18 protein-coding genes are annotated in these 21,450 nt (G+C 67.8%); 9 read left to right on the top strand and 9 right to left on the bottom strand.

Translation table 11 applies throughout. The features are described from left to right. The first annotated feature begins 56 nt into the window (after positions 1-56). The 3 genes from QE444_RS06120 to QE444_RS06110 all read left to right on the top strand — a co-directional run bounded on the left by QE444_RS06120 (position 57) and on the right by QE444_RS06110 (position 2,325). On the top strand, positions 57-656 hold the full coding sequence (locus tag QE444_RS06120; RefSeq protein WP_187981113.1) for a TetR/AcrR family transcriptional regulator: 600 nt from the start codon (positions 57-59) through the stop codon (positions 654-656). Positions 657-856: 200 nt separating this feature from the next. Then, entirely contained in the window at positions 857-1,306 is a 450-nt protein-coding gene (locus QE444_RS06115; protein ID WP_133862204.1) for a GyrI-like domain-containing protein, read from the top strand. A gap of 116 nt (positions 1,307-1,422) precedes the next feature. Further along, entirely contained in the window at positions 1,423-2,325 is a 903-nt protein-coding gene (locus QE444_RS06110) for an NAD-dependent protein deacetylase (protein ID WP_187981112.1), read from the top strand. Here the strand turns inward: QE444_RS06110 and QE444_RS06105 are convergent. Further along, positions 2,252-3,397 carry an acyltransferase gene (locus QE444_RS06105; protein WP_187981111.1) on the bottom strand — a complete coding sequence of 382 codons (1,146 nt, stop codon included), beginning with the start codon at positions 3,395-3,397 and terminating at the stop codon, positions 2,252-2,254. The genes QE444_RS06110 and QE444_RS06105 overlap by 74 nt on opposite strands. 396 nt (positions 3,398-3,793) lie before the next feature. Between QE444_RS06105 and QE444_RS06100 the strand changes: the two genes are divergently transcribed. Both QE444_RS06100 and QE444_RS06095 read left to right on the top strand, forming a co-directional pair. Beyond that, positions 3,794-4,396 carry a nucleotidyltransferase domain-containing protein gene (locus QE444_RS06100; protein ID WP_187981110.1) on the top strand — a complete coding sequence of 201 codons (603 nt, stop codon included), beginning with the start codon at positions 3,794-3,796 and terminating at the stop codon, positions 4,394-4,396. Further along, positions 4,383-4,835, top strand: a complete 453-nt coding sequence (locus QE444_RS06095) for a DNA-binding protein (RefSeq protein ID WP_187981109.1) — start codon at positions 4,383-4,385, stop codon at positions 4,833-4,835. Before QE444_RS06100 ends, QE444_RS06095 begins: the two co-directional genes overlap by 14 nt. A gap of 30 nt (positions 4,836-4,865) precedes the next feature. Here QE444_RS06095 and QE444_RS06090 read toward each other — a convergent pair whose 3' ends face one another. Both QE444_RS06090 and QE444_RS06085 read right to left on the bottom strand, forming a co-directional pair. Beyond that, positions 4,866-7,298 (bottom strand): glucan 1,4-alpha-glucosidase, encoded by a 2,433-nt coding sequence (locus tag QE444_RS06090; protein ID WP_309737555.1) that lies wholly within the window; start codon positions 7,296-7,298, stop codon positions 4,866-4,868. Between the two features lie 100 nt (positions 7,299-7,398). Then, entirely contained in the window at positions 7,399-9,630 is a 2,232-nt protein-coding gene (locus QE444_RS06085; RefSeq protein ID WP_309737554.1) for an FUSC family protein, read from the bottom strand. 164 nt (positions 9,631-9,794) lie between these two features. Between QE444_RS06085 and QE444_RS06080 the strand changes: the two genes are divergently transcribed. Further along, positions 9,795-10,724, top strand: a complete 930-nt coding sequence (locus QE444_RS06080) for a LysR family transcriptional regulator (RefSeq protein WP_309737553.1) — start codon at positions 9,795-9,797, stop codon at positions 10,722-10,724. 4 nt (positions 10,725-10,728) lie between these two features. Here QE444_RS06080 and QE444_RS06075 read toward each other — a convergent pair whose 3' ends face one another. The 5 genes from QE444_RS06075 to QE444_RS06055 form a co-directional block, all read right to left on the bottom strand. Continuing rightward, the gene (locus tag QE444_RS06075; protein ID WP_280310759.1) at positions 10,729-11,262 is read right to left on the bottom strand and encodes a cytochrome b; all 534 of its coding nucleotides are present in this window, start codon (positions 11,260-11,262) and stop codon (positions 10,729-10,731) included. Between the two features lie 88 nt (positions 11,263-11,350). Beyond that, positions 11,351-12,619 carry an arsenic transporter gene (locus QE444_RS06070; protein WP_309737552.1) on the bottom strand — a complete coding sequence of 423 codons (1,269 nt, stop codon included), beginning with the start codon at positions 12,617-12,619 and terminating at the stop codon, positions 11,351-11,353. Positions 12,620-12,667: 48 nt separating this feature from the next. Beyond that, entirely contained in the window at positions 12,668-13,771 is a 1,104-nt protein-coding gene (locus QE444_RS06065) for a metallophosphoesterase (RefSeq protein WP_309737551.1), read from the bottom strand. A 1-nt stretch (position 13,772) separates the two neighbouring features. After that, entirely contained in the window at positions 13,773-15,077 is a 1,305-nt protein-coding gene (locus tag QE444_RS06060; RefSeq protein WP_133862212.1) for an MFS transporter, read from the bottom strand. Positions 15,078-15,328: 251 nt separating this feature from the next. Then, positions 15,329-16,282 (bottom strand): bestrophin family ion channel, encoded by a 954-nt coding sequence (locus QE444_RS06055; protein ID WP_309737550.1) that lies wholly within the window; start codon positions 16,280-16,282, stop codon positions 15,329-15,331. Positions 16,283-16,739: 457 nt separating this feature from the next. Between QE444_RS06055 and QE444_RS06050 the strand changes: the two genes are divergently transcribed. The 3 genes from QE444_RS06050 to QE444_RS06040 are packed head-to-tail and all read left to right on the top strand — an operon-like array spanning position 16,740 to position 20,163. Beyond that, entirely contained in the window at positions 16,740-19,565 is a 2,826-nt protein-coding gene (locus tag QE444_RS06050; RefSeq protein WP_309737549.1) for a DUF748 domain-containing protein, read from the top strand. 17 nt (positions 19,566-19,582) lie between these two features. Further along, positions 19,583-19,867 (top strand): DUF2845 domain-containing protein, encoded by a 285-nt coding sequence (locus QE444_RS06045; protein ID WP_309737548.1) that lies wholly within the window; start codon positions 19,583-19,585, stop codon positions 19,865-19,867. Further along, positions 19,864-20,163, top strand: a complete 300-nt coding sequence (locus QE444_RS06040; RefSeq protein ID WP_309737547.1) for a DUF2845 domain-containing protein — start codon at positions 19,864-19,866, stop codon at positions 20,161-20,163. Before QE444_RS06045 ends, QE444_RS06040 begins: the two co-directional genes overlap by 4 nt. A gap of 437 nt (positions 20,164-20,600) precedes the next feature. Here QE444_RS06040 and QE444_RS06035 read toward each other — a convergent pair whose 3' ends face one another. Continuing rightward, complete coding sequence (locus tag QE444_RS06035; RefSeq protein WP_309737545.1) at positions 20,601-21,383, bottom strand: NAD(P)H-dependent oxidoreductase; 783 nt, start codon at positions 21,381-21,383, stop codon at positions 20,601-20,603. Between the last annotated feature and the right edge of the window lie 67 nt (positions 21,384-21,450).

The following is a 21,450-nucleotide window of genomic DNA, read 5'->3' as shown; positions in this document are numbered from 1 at the left end:
TAATGTAGTGAGTGCTACAATAAGCCTCTCCCGTTTGCTGTCAAAGTATTTTTGTAATGAACACTACAAATAAATCCGCACCCCGTGGGCGGCCCCGCCGTTTCGATCCGGACGAGGCCATTGTCCAGGCCCAGCGCCTGTTCCATGAAAGGGGCTACGACGGGGTGAGCGTCGCCGACCTGACCGAGGCGCTCGGGATCAGGCCGCCGAGCTTCTATGCGGCCTTCGGCAGCAAGCTCGAGCTCTACCAGCGGGTGCTCGATCGCTACATTGCGACGGGCGCCGTGCTGCTGCAGCACATCCTGGAGGCCGAGCTATCCCTGGCGGAGGTCCTGACCCAGGTGCTGGAAGAGGTGGCGCGCAGCTATACCGTCGATCCCCGCGCGGCCGGCTGCCTGGTGCTGGAGGGCACCCATTCCGACGATCCCCAGGCCCGCGCGGCGGCCGACCGTTACCACCAGGCGGCCCAGGCGCTCATCCGCACCCGGGTCGCCGCCTGCAAGCCAGAACGGGCGCAGGAGTTGACCGACTTCGTCATCACCACCATGGCCGGGCTCTCCGCCAGTGCCCGCCATGGGCAGAGTCCGGAGCGGTTGCTGGCCAGCGCGCGCCTGGCGGGCCTGGCGCTGACCCAGGCGCTTGCCGAGGACCGCTAAACCCCAGCCTGGCGCCCGGGTGGCGCAGCAGGTGCACTCGCCGAATGGGCAGCCGTTAGGAACACACCCGGCGAACCGGAATGGCGCCACGGGTCCGCTGCGACCTTTCGCCTGACCGCTTATGCCCTGCCCAGGCTGACCGCGAGGCGCCGCTGGAGTAAGGTGGCGGCCTTCATCGCATCTTCGAGAGAGTCTGTCCCATGTCGCTGGAAATCGTCGACCATCCCGCCCTGGAAGTGACCGGTCTGCTGTTCGAGCCTGGCCAGGGCGAAGACATCGCCGCCCTCTGGCGGCGCTTCGCCGACCGCGCCGGGGAAATCACCGGCCGCGAAGGCGACGCCGAATGGTATGGCCTGAGCTGGCGTCAGGCCGGCGCCATGCACTACCTGGCCGCGGTGGCCACCGCGCCGGGCGCGCCCCTGCCCGCCGGCATGGTGCGCCAGGAACTGCCGGAAGGCCGCTATGCCCGCTACGTGCACCTGGGCACCGCGCCCAGCGTGGCCAAGAGCCTCGGCCGACTGTTCGCCGAGCTGCTGCCGGCGCGCGGCCTGCAACCCCGCCCGGGCGCCTGCTTCGAGCACTACACCGAGGCCTTCACCGGGGTGGATGCCCAGGATTCGCAGATCTACATCTACGTCCCGGTGTTCTAGCAAGGCTGCCTTCGGGCGGAGCGCCGCGCGACGGGCAGGACGTTCGTCAGCTGCGGCTTGCCTCCCGGCATAACCCTTTCCAAGCTGGGGGTATCGTCCGCAACTCCAGGTGCCCGATGTCCCTGCCCGAGCTCCAGTCCTTTATCGCCCGGCACGAGCGGATCTTCCTGCTCACCGGTGCCGGTTGCAGCACCGATTCCGGCATTCCCGACTACCGCGACCGCGACGGCGCCTGGAAGCGCCCGCAACCGGTCACCCTGCAGGCCTTCGTCGGCGACGAACTCTTGCGCCGCCGCTACTGGGCGCGCAGCCTGATCGGCTGGCCGCGCTTCTGCCAGGCGCGGCCCAACGCCACCCATCAGGCCCTGGCGGCCCTGGAGCGGCGTGGCCAGGTGGAGATGCTGCTGACCCAGAACGTCGATCGGCTGCACCAGGCCGCCGGCAGCGAGGCGGTGATCGACCTGCACGGCCGCCTCGACCAGATCCGCTGCCTAGGTTGCGAGCTACGCCTGCCGCGCCAGGAATTCCAGCAGTGGCTGGGCGAACTCAATGGCGACTGGCTAGCGCTGGACGCGGCTACCGCGCCGGATGGCGATGCCGATCTGGAAGGCGTGGACTTCATGAGTTTCCGGGTGCCCGACTGCCCACGCTGCGGGGCTCTGCTCAAGCCGGACGTGGTGTTCTTTGGCGAACACGTGCCCGGCGCGCGGGTGGAGCGCGCCTTCGCCCACCTGGGCCGCGCCGATGCGCTGCTGGTGGTGGGCTCGTCGCTGATGGTCTATTCCGGCTTTCGCTTCGCCCAGGCCGCGGCCCGCGCCGGCTTGCCCATCGCCGCCCTGGGCTATGGGCGGACCCGCGCGGACGACCTGCTGGCGCTCAAGGTGGAAGCCTCCTGCGCCCAGGCACTGGCCTTTCTGCTGGAGTATCCCGGGGCAGCGCCGGCGCTTACGCCGGCACGTGCCGAGGCCGTGGCGCCCTTCCCAGGTGCATCAGCGGACGCTCGATCCAGCGGTAGCTGAGCATCGACAGCAGGCAGGCGAGCACCAGCACCGGCGGCAGCAGGGCCATGAAACCGACGGTACCCAGGGTCTCGACCGAACCCAGGTTGAGCAGGGTGAAGAGGCCGTAGAGCAGCAGGCCGTGGGTGAGATAGAGGCTGTAGCTGATCTCGCCCAGCACCTTGAGGCCGCGACTGCGCAGCAGGCCGAAGAGGTCGTTGCCGGCGGCCATGGCGGCGAAGGGCAACGCCAGCGCCAGCATCTGCCTGAGGTTGTAGTCCGGCTGGGTCATGGCGTAAGCCACCAGCGCCAGCGACAGCGCGGCCACCAGGGGCGTGCGCAGGCGTGCCAGCAGCGCCGGCCGATGGACCTTGACGAACACCGGCAGAAACCCCAGCAGGAACAGCAGGCCGAAGCGCGCGCCCAGCACGTGATAGTGATAACCGGCGGCGACCAGGCCACCCACCAGCAGCGCCGAGACCAGCAGCGGCAGGCCGAAGCCACGGCGATTGAACAGCGCGGCGATGAGCGGCAGCGCCAGGTAGAACAGCGCCTCGTAGCGCAGCGTCCAGTGGGCGCCGGCGGTCATCCAGCCGCTCTCTTCCAGGCCGTTGAGACTGAAGCCGGAAAACAGCTCCCAGCTGAGCAGTTCGAGCATGAAGTGCTGGCCGTCGGCGATGACGAAGTGGGTGCGGATCAGGGTGAAGAGCACCACCACGGCCACCACGCAGAGATACAGCGGCATGACCCGCAGCACCCGTGAACGGAGCAGTTCGCTCCAGTCCGGCGTGCGCCGATAGACCTTTCCGAAGAACAGGTAGCCGGTGATCATGAAGAACAGCGAGACCGGCACCACGCCCATGTTGTAGAGCAGGTCGCTGTCGGGTTCGCGCCACTGGCCCTCGGCCTTGAGGTGATAGGTCAGCACGAAATGCAGGCAGACCACGGCGGTGGCGAGGATGCCGCGCAGGGCATCCAGCGGCGAGGAGCGTGCCAGGGTCTCCTCGGTGAGCAGCGGGCTGCGGCGCAGGGCGAAAGCCAGCAGCACCAGGGTGCCCAGGTAGAGGGCGATGGGGAGAGCGACGTCAGTCATATCCGTGACCTTCTTGACAGGAACCGGCAAAGACACGCCCCCAGACCACCGGAGCGGTCGCCGGAGCGAGCGAGAGAAAAGCGCGACAGCCGGGCACGCTACCGCGCGGTACGCGACCGAGGGCAGAGGGACCGGAAAGAAAGGAGAACAGCGACGAGCGGAAGGATCCGCTGCCTCAGCAAAGCGCGAGAACGCCCATCAGACAAGTCTTGTTACAGGCGTTCCCTTGGGGTCGACGTTTCGTTGCCCTGGCTCAGCGGCCCTGGCACAGGCATTGGTAACGCGCTACCGTTGGTCGGCTGCTCAGGCGCTGGAATACATCAAGGGCAATCGCACTGGCTGTTTGCTGCCTTTTAGGCTTCAATTGCAGCCCAAAAGGCAGCAAACGAATTTCTTATGTCCCTTGCTTCCGTTCTATTTCCCGACTATCGCCGCAAGGTCCTGGCGCTTCTTCTGCTCCATCCGGAGAGCAGCTACCATCAGCGCGAAATCGCGCGCTTGACCGAGACCCAGTCTGGCACCCTGAGCCGTGAGCTCGTCAAGCTGGTCGCGGCAGGTCTGGCCGTGAAGACGCGCGTGGGTAATCAACAGCACTATCGCGCCAATCGGGAGTGCCCCATCTTCGAAGAGCTGGCGAGCATCTTGCGCAAGACCAGTGGCCTGACCGATATTCTAGCCGAGGCGCTGAGCCCCATTGCAGACCAAATATCGGCAGCTTTCGTCTTCGGCTCGATGGCTAGCGGCAAAGCAAGCGCTGGAAGCGATATTGACCTCATGATCCTGGGTACCGTGACCTTCCGCGAGGCAGTGGCAGTGCTCTATCCCTGTCAGGAGACGCTTGGGCGCGAGATCAATCCCAAGGTATACCAGCGAGAGGAATGGCAGAGGCTGTTGGCGGAAGGAGGAGCCTTCATCACGGACCTGCTGGAAAAGCCCAAGGTGTTCGTCATCGGCGACGCTTCGTACCTGTCACAAGGAAAGACAGATGACCCTGGATAATCTGCTCGGCAAGAGTCTTGAGGCGATCACACCGGACCCTGCGAGCATCCAGCGCTTGCTGGAGGCAGCGCAACGCAGCTTGACCGATGCCTGTCTGCCAATACTGAGCAGCGAAAGCCGCTTCGATCTGGCCTACAAGGCAATCATGCAGGGCGCGAACGCAGCGCTTCAGGCCAATGGCTATCGGACCCTCACTAGCCGCCCCGGTCACCATCAGACCATGATCCAGTCACTACCCCGGACCATCGAGCTTGATACAGCGACGATGTTGGTACTGGATACCTTGCGCAAGCAACGCAACGTCATCGACTACTCGGGCGATCTAGTCAGCGATTCGATGGCGCAGGAGGCCTTGCAGCAGGCCGAGATCCTGCTCCAGCACGTCACGCATTGGCTGAAGCAAAATCGACCAGAGCTGCTATCGGATCGCGAGCGCTAGCAGCGCTCGCGATCCGACAACTGGCTTGCTTCAGGGCGCCAGTGTCCGCGCCACCAACGGGTAGCGATCCCATACCTGGCCGTCCGCCAGGGAGCGCAGCAGCTTGACGTATTCGGCATGGGACCAGGCCAGCGGCGTCGCCGAATCGGTGCCCTGCCCCTGGGTGTAGCCGTGGCGCCGGTTGTCACCTACGCCGTCCCAGACCTGTTCGGGCAGCATCAGGCCGGCGTTGGCGAACAGTTCCAGGCCGCGAACGTAGGTGTCACGCAGCTTGCCCAGCGCTGCCGCATCCGGCTTGCCCTGCAGGACCAGACGCGCCAGCTCGTAATGGCCGCGTTCGCCGGTGAAGATCGGCCAGACCCGGCCGCGCAGTCCGGAGTTGGGTACCGGCTGCTCGGTGGCGGGGAAATTGATGCCGGAGCTTTCGCTCTCGCCATAGCCATCGTTGCCGTAGCGCCGCCAGCCGGGGAAGGTGCCGTTCACCCCCGGGTACTGGAAGCTGTACTTGACCCGCAGATTCTCCGGCAGGCCTTCGTCGTCCAGCACCGCCAGGCTCTTCTGTACCAGGGGATCGCTCGCCGGCCGCACGCCGTAGCGCACCAGTTCGAGGAAGCCGGCGTCCAGCACCTGGTCCTCCGGCAGGCCCGGGCGGCTGTTGTTGTCCACCAGCTTGCCCTTGTCGTTGGGATCGTCGTTCTGGGTGATGCGCAGATAGTAGTTGCCGGCGCCCAGGCTGCCCTGGGTGGTGGCCATGGTCTTTTCCACCTGGCCGGAATAGCGCCGGGCGGTGTCGCGGTAACGGCTGGCATTGGCCTCATCGCCGGCATGGCGCGCCAGTTCGCTGGCGGTGGCGAGACCGGCGATCACCGCCGCGGTGGTGGATGGCGAATAGCCCCACTGCTCTTCCCAGCGCTCCTGCTGGGTCTGCGGCGGCTTGACCTGCCAGGTGTTCCAGCCCAGGTTGACCTGGCTGTCGCGGGCGAGGAAATCCGCCGCGGGCCTGAGCATGGCGCGGTACCAGCGATCGATCTCGGCGTCACCCAGCAGGCCGCCCTGCCAGAGGCGATAGCCGAGCATGATCGGCATGGCGGTCTGGTCCAGTTGTACGCCCACCCACTCGATGGTGCCGTCGACGTGGGTCTTCTGCAGGAACCAGCCGGTGGCGCCCGGCGCCCGCACCTCGTCGCCCTGTTTCTGCTGGTGGATGAAGGCGGAGCTGTCGGCCGGCTTGTGCGCGGTATTGGCATCCACCTGCACCTGCTTGAGGTAGCTGAAGGCGACCTTGGGCGTCTGCCGGTCACCCAGCGCCAGCAGCGCCATGGCGCACTGGTAGAAGTCCCGTGGCCAGACCGCCTTGTAGCCGGTGGTGCCCTTGCCCGCCGGCACCGTTTCGCCCCAGGGGTTGGACAGCGAGGCGATCAGGGCGCCGGCGTGGGTCTTGTCTTCCTGGGCCTTGAGCACCAGGGCGCTGGCGTTGAGCAGCTTGCCGCCGTCGCCGGCCTGGGCCTGCAGACGCGGCAGCTGGTCGAGGCTGGCGAGGTAGTCCTGCCAGCCGATGGCGTCGCCCTCGCCGTTGTAGTGGGCCAGCACCTTTTGATAACCGTGGGCCAGGGTGGCATCCGCCGCCGCCTCGGCCTGGCGCGGATTGGCGCCGAAGCCCACCACCACGTCCAGGGTGGTCTCGGCGCCCTTGAGCGGTAGCTTGGCGAGCATGGCGACGTTGCCGGCCTGGTCGCCGGTGCTGCTGTAGGTCTGGGTCGGCTTGCCGTTGCGGCGCAGGTCGTCGAGGCCGTCGGAGCTGCCGACGAAGCCCACGGTGGGCGTCTGCAGCGGCTGGCTGGCCTTGACCACCAGGGCGTGCTCGCCTTCGCTGGCGTAGAGCACCCCACCCTTCACCGCGGCGCGGTCGTGGCTGCCGCTGTTGGCCAGCGCCGGATCGACATAGAGATAGGGCTGGATGCGCGGGTCCTGGCTGCGAAAGATGACACGCATGACCAGGGTGTCCTGGTCCGGGTCGGTGAAGATGTGCTTTTCGATCTCGTAGCGGCCCTGGCGGTCGCGGTTGACGATCTTGTAGGCCAGCGAGGTGGGCCGGCCGGCGGCATCGGTGGCCAGGTATTCGATGCGGCTGTCGGTGTCGTCGCGCTCCAGGTGGGTGAAGTCGGGTCCGCGGATCACCAGCTGCATCTCGCGCAGTTGCGCCTCGTGGATGAGTCCCTGCATGGTCTCGGTGACCACCCCCTGGGCCAGGGAGAACCACACCCGCGAGACGCGGCCGGTGCTGGCCTGGTCGCTGTAGGCGCCGTCGCGATAGGCCTCGTAGCTGGTGCCGATGCCGGTCTTGCCGGAATAGGACCAGAAGGGTGCGGCGCCGGGGGCACCGGGGGCTTCCAGGGCGGACGCCAGGGGCGTCAGGAGAAAACTGGCGGAACAGAGCAGCGGACGGACGAAGCGGACGGGCATGGGCAGGCGGGCCTTGTTCTGGTTGTGCCGAAAGTCGCATGGCAGAGGGCCTGTGGCCCTCCCCGTCCGTAAGCCTAGTCGGATTTTGGCGGCCTGCTGCCTAGCCTTCGTCGCGCGCCGGTGGCCGGGCCTGCGGCAGGTACCCGGCCAGGGGCGAATCCGGCGCCAGCAGCGAAGTGCGGATGAAGTGCAGGTAGCTGGCGATGCGCCGCAGCGGCGAGCGATCGAAGTCGCCCGGATTGGGCTCCAGGTGGCGCTGGGCCTGGTGCGCCAGGGTGATGGCGTGGTCCACGGCGGTCAGGGCGCGGGCCAGGTTGGCGGCATCGGGCTGGCGGAACAGGCGCACCAGCGCCCGACCCAGGGCGCGGATCGCCAGGCGCCAGGCGCGCTGTTCGCGATACCAGGGCAAGGGTGGCAGCGCGGCCTGCTCCAGGCGCAACTCGATGATGGCGTGGCCCAGCTCCAGACTGAGGAAGGTCCAGCGCAGCAGCTGCCTTTGCACCACCGGCTGGCCCACGGTGAGCACCTGTACCTGATTGAGCAGATCGCGCAGGCCGGAATCGAAGCGGCCACTCAAACCAGCCAGGGGTGCCCCGATGGCGTGGACCAGTCGCTCGCGCAGGGCCGCCTCCAGCCGGCGCCAGACCCAGGGCTGGCTGGGCGGCAAGAGCACGCTGACGGCCAGCACCGCCACGCCGCAGGCCACCAGATAGGCCAGGTAGGTGTTGCAGAAGAGGTCGGCGTCGTAGCGCGGCAGATTGCCCGGCAGCGCCGCCGAGCAGAACCAGACCATCAGCCCGGTGCCATAGCCGGCCAGGCGTGGCCGGGTGATCAGCCAGGCGCCGGCGGCGAACACCGGCGCCAGCACCAGCAGCAACAGGGCGAAGCCGTCGATCCAGGGCAGCACCTGGAATTGCAGCAGGCCACCGGCCAGGGCCCCGACCAGGGTGCCACCGGCCAGTTGCAGGCAATAGCGGCGCGGATCGGCCGAGGTGGAGGCCAGCGCCGAGATCAGCGCCGCCGCCAGGGTGCAGGCCGCGCCACTCGGCCAGGCGGTTTCGATCCAGAACAGTCCCACGCCCAGCACCACCAGGGCGCTGCGCAGCCCGGCCATCCAGGCCACCGCGCGACTGGCCAGCGGCGTGAAGGTCTCGCGCGTCTTGGGCGCGGTGCTGGTCGGCAGGTCCAGCTCCAGCTGGGTATTCAGCAGCAGGTGCAGGTCCTCGGCGAAGCGATAGAGCAGTTCGGCGGCGGTGTCGTAGTCGAGGCGATCGACTGCGGCGCCAGGCGCTGTCTGGCCCAGTTGCTGGCGACCGTCGCGGATCGCCGTCATCAGCATCTCGCGCTCCCCGGCCAGGCGCTCACTGAGGCGGCGCAGGTCACGCTCTTCCGGCAGGTGACCCAGGCCCGGCGCCAGGGCGGCGGCGATCAGCCCCAGGGCGGGCGCCAGCGCCTGGCGCACCGCCGGTGGCCGTCCGGCCAGACGGTCGAGCAGTTGATGAAGGGCATGGAAGCGGGTGTTGAGCAGCATGAGACGATTGCCCAGGGCGGCCAGCCGTCCGCTGCGTCGGCGCAGATAGGGCTCTTCGAAGACGCTGGCGCTGCGCAGGCTTTCGAAGCCCACGGAGTCGGCAGCGAAACGCGCACTGAGCCCGGCGAAGCGTTCGCCGTCGAGCTGGCCCAGCAGACCGTCATGGGCCATGGCCAGGAAATCGCGCAGGCGCTGCGCCAGGGTCCGGCGCAGGACGCCGCGGGTGGTCTGCGGCAGGATCGCCACGCTCACGACGCCGGCGCAGCAGATGCCCAAGGCGATCTCCAGCAGACGCCAGATCGCCTGGAGAAAGGCGCCCTGGGGTTGGGCCACCGCCGGCAGTCCGACCAGGCAGGCGGTATAGCCGGCCAGCAGGAAGGCATAGCTGCGAAAGTCGCGATAGCGCGCCGCGCCACGGGTGCAATAGCCGATCCACAGCACCAGGGCGCCGAGCAGCAGCACTCGCTCCTGGGCGAACAGGGCGATGGCGGCCACGGTAAAGGTCAGGCCGGCCAGGCTGCCGAGGATGCGATAGAAACTCTTGGCCAGCACCTGGCCACTCTGCGGCTGCAGGACGATGAAGACGGTGACCAGCACCGTGCTCGGTTGCGGCAGCTCCAGGCGATAGGCCAGCCACAGCGCCAGGGCCGCGGCCAGTAGCGCCTTGGCGATAAAGGCCCAGGTCTGGCCATCGGTACGCACCCATTCGCGAGCGGCACGGCGCCAGGCGTTGCGGCCCGGCCAGCGGGTACGGGAGAAGGCAGCGGCGGGCCGCGCGAGTGGCGGTGAGGCGAGAGGCATGCTGGGCAACGACGAGAGCGAGCGGAAGGGGGGAGGCGCAGCGCCTCGGCGGCCATTCTAGAAAGCCTCGCCCGCCCGGATTAAGCCGGGTATGGCAGCAAAGAGCCTTAACCAACGGGCGGGTAATGGCCCACAATGGCCCTTTCCACCGCCCTGCCCCGTCCATGGATCATCTCTTCAATCTGCGCGCCTTCGCCTGCGTGGCCCAGACCGGCAGCTTCACCGCCGCCGCGCGCCAGCTGGAACTCACCACCGCCTATGTATCCAGGGCGGTCAGCCAGCTGGAGCAGCACCTGCAGACCCGACTGCTGCACCGCACCACCCGCCAGTTGCGCCTGACCGAAGCCGGCGAACGCTACCTGGTGCGCTGCCAGCGCATCCTCGCCGACCTCGATGAAGCCGATGCCGAGGCCCGTCATGCCCTGGCCGTGCCGCGTGGCCGGCTGCGCATCCACACCATGACCGGCCTCGGCCAGCACTATCTGATCCAGAGCCTGGCCGGCTACGGCGAGCGCTATCCCGAGGTCGACCTGGATCTGCAGCTGACCAACACCTTCACCGACATCCTCAAGGAAGGCTACGACCTGTCGCTGATCCTGGCCGACGGTCTGCCGGACTCGGCCTTCCATTCGGCGCATCTGGGCAGCACCCACAGCGTGCTCTGCGCGGCGCCCGCCTACCTGGAGCGCCAGGGCCGGCCGACCACCCCGGCGGAGCTGGTCGGGCATCGTTGCCTGCGGCTGGTCAATCGCGCCATGGCGCCGGATCGCTGGTTGCTGGAAGGGCCGGAGGGCATAGCCGAGGTGGCGGTGGATCGACCGCCCTTCCAGGTCAACACCGCCGATGCCCTGGCCGAAGCCGTGGCCAGCGGCCTGGGCATCGGCGCCCTGCCGCTGTACGCCGCGGTCGCCGGCCTGGCCAGTGGCCGCCTGCAGCGCGTGCTGCCGGGGCACCGGCTCTATGCCCTGGACATCCATGCGCTCTATCCGTCGCGGCGCTTTCTCGACGCCAAGATCCGCACCCTGGTGGACCACCTGCGCGAGACCCTGCCGGCCCTGCTGGAACGCGACCGGCAGCGGGTGGAAGGGAGCTGACGCCTTAAAGCCGTTGCTCGGGCAACATCCGCTCCAGGGTGCCATCGCGGCGGATCGCCACATGCCAGACCACCGCCGTCACGTGCAGGATCACCAGCCCATAGACGGCGAACTGGCCAGCCACATGGATGCGATTGGCGAGGATGCCGAGGGCTTCATGCCGGGGAAAACCCGGCAGGGAAAACAGCCCGAACACCGGTACCGGCTGGCCCTGGCCGGCCATCAGGTAGCCGGTCACCGGCATCAGCAGCAGCACGGCATAGAGCAGGCCATGGTTAAGCGCGGCGAGCAGCCGCAGCAGACGACCGTCACGGGGATGGGCCGGCGGCGCCGGATGCCGCCAGCGCCAGGTCAGCCGGATCAGGATCAGCAGGAACACCGAGATCCCGGTGGATTCGTGCAGCAGGTACCAGAGGGTCCGCACCGGTCCGGGCGGAAAGTTTTCCGCCACCCAGACGAAGGGCAGCAGCAGGCACAGCAGGGCGACGGTCAGCCAGTGCAGGGCCTGGGCGAAGCCGGTGTAGCGCGCGATGGCCATGGGCAGCTCTTCGTAGCAGAGGTATGCCGATAGTGCCCCAGGCAGAGGGCAAAAATCGCCTTGCCTGAGGATAAGCCGTGACCGTCCGTCAGAGATGGATCAGGGCAGCCAGCGCCAGCACCAGCGCCGGAATCATCACCACGGCGCCCAGCCTGAGGAATTGCCAGAAGCTCACCGACAGCCCTTCGCGGCGCAGCGCGGCCAGCCACAGCAGGGTCGCCAGCGAGCCGGTGATGGACAGGTTCGGCCCGAGGTCGATGCCGATCAGCACGGCACCGGCGATCTTTTCCGAGACATGGGCGGTCTGCACCGCCGCCCCGGCCAGCAGGCCGGCCGGCAGGTTGTTGACCAGGTTGCTGCCAAAGGCCACCAGCAGCCCGGCGCCCCAGGCGGCGCGCTCCGGGGTCGCCTGGGCGGCGGCCTGCAGCTGATTGGCCAGCGCCTGCAGCACCCCGGTGGTCTCCAGGGCTTCCACCAGCACGAACAGCCCGGCCACCAGCGGCAGGACGCCCCAGGAAATGTGCTTGAGCAACTCCAGGCCGCCGCCACGCTTGCAGGCCACCACCACCAGGAAGGTGGCGAAGCCGGCGAGAAAGGTCGGCAGACCCAGCTCAAGATCCAGCGCCGAGGCGCCGAGCAGGACCAGGATGGTCAGGATCAGACCGCAGCCGGCGATGCGTCCGGTGGTGGGCAGCGCCTCCACCGCGCCCCCCTCGGACAACCGCTCGGCACGCAGGACCTTGGCCTGGGTCGCCCAGAGGGTGAGGAAGGTCGCGGCGATGGCCAGGATCGACGGCACCGTGAACAGCGCCAGCCAGCGGCTCAGCTCCGGCATGTGCTCGGCGAAGACCACCAGGTTGGCCGGGTTGGAGATCGGCAGCACGAAGCTCGCCGCGTTGGCGATGAAGGCGCAGGAGAACAGATAGGGCAGCGGATTCTTCACCTTCGCCGCGCGGGTGGCGTAGTAGACCGCCGGGGTCAGCACCACGGCGCAGGCGTCGTTGGAAAGGAACACCGTGACCAGGATGCCGACGCCATAGACCAGCGCGAACAGCCGCAGCGCCGACCCCTTGGCCGCGCGCACCGCATGGCCAGCGACCCAGTCGAACAGCCCTTCCTTCCGGGCGATCTCGGCCAGCAGCATCATGCCGATGAGGAACAGATAGACGTCGGTGCCCTTGGCGATCCCGTGCCAGACGCCGTCCAGCGGTAACAGACCGAAGACTGCCAGCAGCGCGGCGCCAGCGACGGCGAACAGCGCTTCCGGCAGACCGAAGGGCCGCGAGACCACCCCGAGGGTGGCCAGGGCGGCGATGACCCACGTCAGGACGTGGGGAGTGGTGATGATGGACCCCATGAAAGCGCTGTTCCTTCTAGTCGATTCGCGAAGCCGGCCTGGCCGACCTCACCATTTGCGGCCATTGCGATTGGGCCCCAGCTGGGTCCCCAGGACGCCCCTGGCCCGCCATTCACCCAGTTGGGTACGATCCGAACCCCAGTCGGCGGGCGCGGCGACGGGGCTGAGATGAGCGCTCAGCTCCACCTCGTCACGGTCTTCGCCGCCCTGCGCATCCCGGACCCGGACCCGCAACCGGCGGACGCCCTCCGGCACGGGTCGGTCCCCCTGATAGCGGCCCTTGCCGAGCGGCTGCAGCGGCCACCAGGGACCGTCGTCGCATTGCCACTCGCAGGCCGTGAGGTCGCTCTCGGCCAGCACCAGCACCCGGCACTCGCGGACCTTGGCCACGCCGGCGCCGTTGAGGCGGGCATCACCGGGCGCGGTGATCTGCACCCAGGGCCAGCCGTCGGGCAATTCGCGAAAGCGCCAGCTCACCGCCGGACCGTCCAGGGTGACCAGCGCGAATCCTACACCGCCTTCCTCGATCTGGCCGGTGGATCTGCAGGCGGCATAGAGCACGCCGCCGTCGTGGGCCAGTTCGTTGTAGTGGGTATGACCGATCTCCACCAGGCGCACCGGGCCCTCGTGCAGCAGCCGCGCCACCCGCTCGGCCTCGCCGGGCCCCTGCAGGTCCGCCGGATAGCTGTGCATGAAGACCACGCAGCGCTGCTCCAGCCGGGTCGCCTGGTGCAACTCCTGCTCCAACCATTGCACCTGCTCGCGGCCAAGGCGGAAATCCGGCCCGCCGGTGCCCGGTCCACACATGTCGAGGAACAGGCAACGCACGCCGCCCACCTCCCTGGCATAAGGCAGTTGCGGCACCTGCAACTCGGCGTAGAAGGGCCCGAGATCGCCGCCCTCCATGTCGTGGTCGCCGGTGATCACCGTTATCGGCAGCGGAAAGTCGTCCAGCAACCGCCTGAGCAGCCGGTACTGCTCCGCGGTGCCGTTGTCGGCGTTGTCCCCGGGCAGATAGACGAAATCCAGTTCGCTGCGCCCGCGCAGGCGCTGCAGGAGGGTCTGCAGCGCCCGGGCATTGTCCGCCTCGGCGGTGGTCAGGTGCAGATCGCCGATATGGGCGAAGGCAAGAAACTCATCTTGGCGTGTCATTTCAGCCTCCCACCACCGAGCCGCTCGACCGCGCCGCGTCCCCGGCGACGTGCTCGTCGCGGGTCTCCGGCATCAGCAGCAGATAGAGCACGAAGCCTACCGCGGCGATGGCCGCCAGGGTGGTGAAGGCCGCCGCGTAGCCGAAGCGGACGATGATGATCCCGGCGATGGTGGCACTGATCGCCGCGCCCAGTCCCTGGGCGGTGGCGATGGCGCCCTGGCTGACGTTGAAGCGTCCGCTGCCGCGGGTCAGGTCGGCGACGATCACCGGCATCAGGGCGCCATAGATCCCGGCGCCAATGCCGTCGAGCAGCTGCACCGCCACCAGGTAGTAGGGGCTGTCAGAAAAAGTGTAGAGCACGCCGCGGATCGCCAGCACGGCGAAGGCGAAGAGAAAGATCGGCTTGCGCCCGAAGACGTCGGCCTTGCGCCCCACCAGGATGGCCACCGGCACCATCACGCACTGGGCGGCGACGATGCAGACGGCCACCAGCGAGGTGGCGCTGTCCTTGCCGACGATATGGGTCAGCTGCTGGCCGACCGAGGTCAGCATGGCGGCATTGGCCAGGTGGAAGATGGCGGCCAGCAGCGCCAGCAGTTGCAACTTGCGATTGGCCAGCAGCGCCTGCCAGGCCGACACCGGCTTGGCGTCGCGGGCACCGACTTCGTCACCCAGCCCCTGGGCCAGGTCATCGTCGATCTCGTCCTGGGGCACCCGGACGATGGCGACGATGGAGGCCGCCGCCAGCAGCGCCATCAGCCAGAACACCACGGTGGGGCCGAAGAAATAGGCCAGGCCACCGGCCAGCGCCGCCGAGACGGCGTTGCCGGCGTGGTTGAAGCCTTCGTTGCGGCCGATGTGCCGGGTGAAGGCCTTGGGCCCGACGATACCCAGGGTGATGGCCGCCAGCGCCGGGGCGAAGATGGCCGCCGCGGCATGGGCCAGCGACTGGGTGGCCGCCACCACATAGAAGTTGGAGACGAAGGGCAGCAGCACGCTGCAGACGGTCACCACCAGGGCGGCGACACCGACCATGAGGCGCTTGTGGCGGGTACGGTCGATCAGGGCGCCGGCCGGGGTCTGGGCGATCAACCCGGCGATGCCGGCCAGGGTCATGATGAAACCGGCGGTGGCCTCGTTCCAGCCCTCCCCCGGACCGCGCACGGCGATCAGGTAGATGGCGAGATAGGGCCCCAGGCCGTCGCGGACGTCGGCCAGGGTGAAGTTCAGGGCATCCAGGGCATGGCGCGCGCGGCGAGAGGGTTCGGCGCTGGCCCCGGCGGTCGGGGAACGGGTTTCGGACATGAGCGGGCATCCGTAGCGAGATATAGGTCGCGGGACGCAGGCCCCACGGCACCTCTCGCCCCGGCCCGCCAGCGACCCACGGCATGACCCGCTGGGCCCCAGCCAACCACCGCTGCCAGGGGAGATTGCAAAATGTGACCGGAGCGAAGCGGCGCTAGTGCCGTGCCCTCAGGAAAGAAATGCCTCTGGCGCGGGACTTTCCGCACGTTTTGCAGCCTGGCGACCCGACGCCTCCTGGGTAACGCCGCCGGTCAGGCCACCCGTCGGCTTGGCAAGGCGTCGACTTCGGGCTGGGCCAGGGCCACGGCGCTGCCCTCTTCGCTGCGCGGCCGCAGCATCGAGAGCAGGTTGGCCTCGATGGTGGCGCACAGCTTGTCCATGGTGATCTGGTGCTGGCTGTCGGCGAAGGGCGCCTGCAGATCGCTGCCGATGCGCTCCAGCGCCAGCAGCATGAAGCCGACCACGGTCGACACCAGCGGGGTGAACCAGCCGAGGGTCGAGACCAGGCCCAGCGGCATGGCGATGCAGAACAGAAAGCTGAACAGCTGCGGAAAGCAGACATAGGGATAGGGCAAGGGGGTGTTGGCGATGCGCTCCATGCCGCCCTGCCAGTTGGACATGTCCACCAGGGTCTCTTCCAGCCGCGCCAGGCGGATGCTGTCCAGCCGGCCCTGGCGGTATTCGCTGGCGATCAGCTCGGCAGTGCCTGCAAGGATGTCGTTGGCGAAGTTGAGGCTGCCGTCGGCCAACGCCAATTCGTGGCGGGCCAGATAGGGCGCGGCCGCCGCGGCCGGGTCCTGGCGCTTGAGCTGGGCGCGCAGGGCATGCAGATAGCCCATGTGCCGACGCAGCAGCACGGCCTTGACCCGGTTCTGCGCCCTGCCCTGGTCGTCGATCAGGGTCAGCACCTGGCGGCCGAAGCTGCGCGAGCTGTTGACCATGGCGCCCCACAGGGTCCGCGCCTCCCACCAGCGGGCATAGGCGCTGCTGTTGCGAAAGCTGATCAGCACCACCAGCGCCGAGCACAGCAGGGTCAGGGGCGTGAGCGGCAGGTCGAAGCGCTCGTCGACGAACAGCATGGCGTCCACCGTCACCGCCACGTCCCACAGCAGCAGACCGAACAGCGACCAGCCGACGTAGCTGAAGGTGGTGCGCAGGAACTGGATCTTCTTCTGGATGGAATGGAGCTGGATCGGACTGGACATCTGCGACTCCCGGCGGCGCGGCTTCTCGATTCGCGGTTGCCCTGGCCGTCCTGTCGTCACGCCGCGAGCCGCTGAGCCCGTCGCCGTGTCCCCCTCCCTGAGAATGCAACCTGTTCGCGAGACTAGTCGGCAGTCCTTAAGTCAAACTTAATCCGGAGCGACGGGCGGATCATGGCAAAGTGCCGTGTTAGAGCCTTCGGCACAGGCCTCGGCGCCTCTACCAGAAGCCTTCCCGTCCGCCTGACCCCTGATCGGTCGCGCGCCCGCTCCGCTCGTCCGGGTTGGCGAAACTGTGAGCGATTCTGCAGCCGCTCCTGTAGTCGTGGCCCTGATGACTCCCATAGCCAGCAGTGCTTTTGGACGGCCACCGCCCTCGTTGGCGAAGGTGCCGTGCCATAATCCGGGCACCTTCGCCGTCCTAGATGCCTGCATGCCCAGAATTGTGAAAGCGAGCCTCGTGCTGCTCGTGCTCTTGGCCCTCTACAGTCTGCTCGGATTCCTGGCCGGACCGCGCCTCGCCCTGCACTACCTCAACCAGACGCTGGCCGAGCGTCTCACCCAGCCGGCCAGCCTGCAGGCCCTGAGCTTCAACCCCTTCACCCTGCAGTTGCACGCCGAAAAGCTGTTGATCGGTCCGGCGGAGCACCCCGTGGTGGTGGCCGAAGGCTTCTCGGCCGATGTGCAGTGGGACAGCCTCTGGCGACGGACCCTGCACCTGACCGAGGTGCGCCTCGACCAGCCCCAGGTCGATCTGCGCATTGCCAAGGGTGGCCAGGTCAATCTGGCCCAGCTCTGGCGCAGCGACCCCACCGCCACCGCCGCGCCGACCCCGGCGGATGCGGAGCCGGGCCAGCCCTTCCCGGTGCACATCGAGCGCATTGCCCTGGTCGGTGGCCGGCTGCATTTCCTCGATGCCCAGGGCGCCCAGCCGGTGGAAGCCACCTTCACCCCCCTGGATGCCACCCTGCAGGATTTCCGCACTCGCAGCGGCGACACCCCGGGCCAACTGGCCATGACCGCCACCACCGCCCAGGGCGGCCAGCTCACCTGGAAGGGCAGCCTGGATCTCCTGCCGCTGCGCAGCGAAGGCGACCTGACCCTCAAGGGCGTCAGCCTCGCGCCCTGGTGGCCCTATGTGCGCAACCAGTTGCCGCTGGCGCTGGGCAAGGGGCGCCTGGAAGCCAGCGCCCACTACCGCCTGGACCTGAGCAAGACTCTGCAACTGCAACTCAGCCAAGGCCGCCTGGCGCTGGACGACGTCGCCGTGCAGGCGGTGAATGCCGAACCCAAGGCCAGCTTCAAGCGCCTGGCCGCCGAGGGTATCGGGCTGGATCTGCAGAAGCGCGAAGTCAGCATCGCCCGCCTGCGCGGCAACGGCCTGGATGCCTGGGGCAATCGCGAACAGGACGGCACGCTCGACTGGCAGCAGCTCTTCCCCACCAGCGATGCCCCCAGCAGTGGCCCGGCGTGGCGCGTGAAGCTCGACGACGCCCAGCTCAGCGATAACCAGCTGCACCTGGTGGACCGCGTGCCCCAGGAGCCGGCCAGTCTCTATTTCAGCGGCCTGGACCTGGCGGTGAAAGGCTTCGACACCGCCAGCAGCAAGCCCTTCGGCCTGGAGCTCAAGACCACCCTCGGTGATCGCGGCCGCATCACCGCCAGCGGCCAGCTGGCGCTGACGCCCCTGCAGGGCAGCTTCGACGTCGGCATCGACGAACTCAACCTGCGTCAGGCCCAGCCCTATCTCAGCCCCTATGTGCGTCTGGAGATCCGCAGCGGCCAGCTGGCCAGCCGGCTCAAGGTAGCCCTGGCCCCGGGCGAGCCGCTGGGGCTGACCGTCAGCGGCGCGGCCCAGGTCACCCAGGTGCATGTGCTCGACACCCTGCACCAGCAGGACTTCATGCGCTGGCAGTTGCTGGACCTGCAAGGCATCGCCTTCACCCTTGGCAAACAGCTGGTCATCGACAAGATCGACCTGGAAAAGCCCTATGGCACCCTGGTGATCAACGAAGACCTCAGCAACAACTTCAGCGCCCTGCTGGTCCCCCAGCCGAAAACCGCGTCGAAGGACAGCTCGCCACCGCTGCAGATCCGCATTGGCGGAGTAACCATCAAGGATGGCAGCGCCGACTTCGCCGACAACAGCCTCAAACCTGGTTTCGCCACCAACATCCAGTCGCTGGAAGGCGGCATCGGCACCCTGGACACCGCCGCCTCCAAGCCGGCCGACATCCACCTCGCCGGCAAGGTCGATCGCTTCGCCCCGGTGGAGATCAAGGGCCGCCTCGATCCCCTCGATCCCCTGCAGCAACTGGACGTGACCGCCTACTTCCGTCAGGTCGAACTCACCACCCTGTCGCCCTACACCGGCAAGTTCGCCGGCTATGCGGTGCGCAAGGGGCGCCTCGACCTGGACCTGCAATACCGCATCGACGACGGCAGGCTGCAGGCGCAGAACCACGTGGTGCTCGACCAGCTGGAACTGGGCGAGCGGGTGGACAGCAAGGACGCCGTTGACCTGCCGGTGCGCCTGGCGGTGGCCCTGCTCAAGGACAGCCACGGTCGCATCGACCTGCGCCTGCCGGTGGCGGGCAATCTCGCTGATCCCAACTTCAGCGTCATGCCGGTGGTCTGGCAGACCCTGCGCAATGTGCTCAGCCGCGCCGTCCAGGCGCCCTTCCGCATGCTGGCGGGACTGGTTGGCGGGCACGAGGCGGATCTCAGCGCCATCGACTTCGCCGCCGGCAGCACCACGCTCTCGGCCCAGGCCCGCGGCGAGCTGGACAAACTGGCCGCGGCCCTGCGCCAGCGGCCGCAGCTGACGGTGGAGGTCAGGGGCCATGCCGGCGCCGCCAGCGATGGTCGCGCCCTGGCCGCCAGCCAGCTGGAAAAGGACTTTCAGACCCAGTACTTCAACCTGCTGCAGCGTCGCGGCGACAAGGTCCCCGCCGATCCCAGCCAGTTGCAGGTACCCGCCGCCATGCGCGCGCCCCTGCTGGAAGGCCTGTACCGCCTGCGACTGCAGGCGCAACCCCCGCAGGAATGGGATAGTCTTGACGATGCCCCCCGCACGGCGCGCCTGCGCCAGGCGGTGCTTGAAGCCTGGAGTGGCAACGACGGCCTCCTGCGCAGCCTGGCCCAGCAGCGCGCGGGCGCCATCAAGACCTATCTGGTGGACACGGCGAAACTGGATGCCCAGCGGGTCTATCTGCTGGACGTCAGCACTCAAGCCCAATCCGGTGAATCGCCCACGGCCGCGCAGTTGCAGCTCGGGGTGCTCTGACCGGTCAGGAGACCCCCATGCGTTGCCTACTCGCCGCCCTCACCCTGCTGGTCGTCACCGGCGCCGCCGCCGATTCCATGAGGTGCGGCAACGCCCTGGTCAGCCGGGGCGATCGCGCCTTCGAAGTGCTGCAGAAATGCGGCGAACCCGCCCACCGCGACCTGGTGGGCTACGAACTGGGCCGCAACGAACGCCGCGAGGCGGTGATCGAGGAATGGGTGTACGGCCCGAAGAACGGCGCCAACTACATCCTCACCTTCGAAGCCAACCGCCTCACTCGCATCGAGTTCCAGCGCCAATGAATCTGCGCCCCCTGCTGTTGCTGCTCCTGCTCGCCACCGGCACCAGCCAGGCCGCGTCGCTGCGTTGCGGCAGCGCCCTGGTCTCCACCGGCTCCACCACCCACGAGGTTCGCGGCAAGTGCGGCGAGCCGCTGAGCGTCACGCCCCTGGGCGAACGCCAGGTCACCGACGGCTATGGCTATCGCCAGGTGGAATTCGTCGAGGAATGGGCCTACGGTCCCTGGAACGGCATGCTGCATTTCCTTACCTTCCGCGGCGGCCGCCTGGATCAGGTAGACAGCAAGAGAGCCGACTGAGGCGACTTGCCTTGAATGATTCGCGTGGACGAGGCTGCGCCGTCGTCCACCCTACAGCCGGTAGCGTGGAAAACCGCGCAGCCTTTTCCACTGAAGCGTCGTAGTCACGTAGGTTGGGTTGAGACGGCTCCATCGTCGAAGCCCAACGAGGATGTTCAATCCTAGGCACCGTTGGGCTTCGCTGCGCTCAACCCAACCTTCGGCTCAACCCGGTAGACTCGCTCCGTAGCGTGGAAAACCGCAGAGCGTTTTCCACTGATAAGGTCAACTTCACTGCAGTCCATACACCGCATGTAACCGCCCCCTCCCCCCCTGGGAGAGGGCTGGGGTGAGGGACGCTTCGTAGGTTGGGCTGAGCGCCAGCGAAGCCCAACACCACCCAAGGCCCAGCCCCGCCGTTGGGCCCCGAGCCATGGAAACCATGGCCGCGCCAGCCCTCATTCCTCCCGCAGATGAATCCCCAGATCGGTCCGCCCCGGCTCCAGCTCGGGCTTCAGGGTGAGTGCCGGAATCTCGTAATCCCCTCCATTCTGCCGCCGGAACGCCAGGGGCGTGTCCGTGACCAGTCCATCCAGCCGTGCCCCATAGGCCTGGCACAGTCGCTCGAAGCCGGCGGCGTCCAGCTTGCTCGTGCGATAGACCGGAAACGGCGGTAGCACGCTGAAGCCGGGATAGAAGAGGATGCCGTGCTGGATGGGAAAGAGGATGTCATCCAGCGCGCCATTGATGCCGCGCTCGCTGTAATGCGAGGCCCAGCCGCCACAGGTCACCACCAGCATGGCGCGCTTGCCGGCCAGGGTGCCTTCGCCATAGCGGTCACCCCAGTGAGTGTCGCTGTGCTCGCCGACGCCATAGGCGAAGCCGCAGGCATAGACGCGTTCCACCCAGCCCTTGAGGATGGCCGGCAAGGAAAACCACCACAGCGGAAATTGCAGGATCAGCACATCGGCCCACAGCAACTTGGCCTGCTCGGCGGCGATATCCGCCGGTTGCTGGCCGGCGGCATAGGCCTGCCGAGAATCCAGGACCGCATCGAAGCGTGCCCCAGGCGCCAGGTGTGGCGCGTCCGCCGCATCCAGGGTGGCCTTCCAGTGCAGGGCATAGAGATCGGAGACCTGGACCTCATGGCCGGCCGCCTGCAGATGGGCCACGGCGAAGTCGCGCAGCGCACCGTTGAGCGATCGGGGTTCGGGATGGGCGTAGACCAGCAGGACCTTCATGGCACGTACCTCTCGAGGGAAAGGTGGCCAGGCTAGGTGACGGCGGAGTTATGCTGGAAATGAATTA

It is taken from the genome of Pseudomonas sp. SORGH_AS_0199, assembly GCF_031453735.1.
In the GTDB taxonomy this organism is placed as follows: Bacteria; Pseudomonadota; Gammaproteobacteria; order Pseudomonadales; family Pseudomonadaceae; genus Chryseomonas; species Chryseomonas aestiva.
The sequence above is the reverse complement of the archived record's forward strand: the minus strand, read 5'-3'. Positions and strand labels throughout refer to the sequence as shown.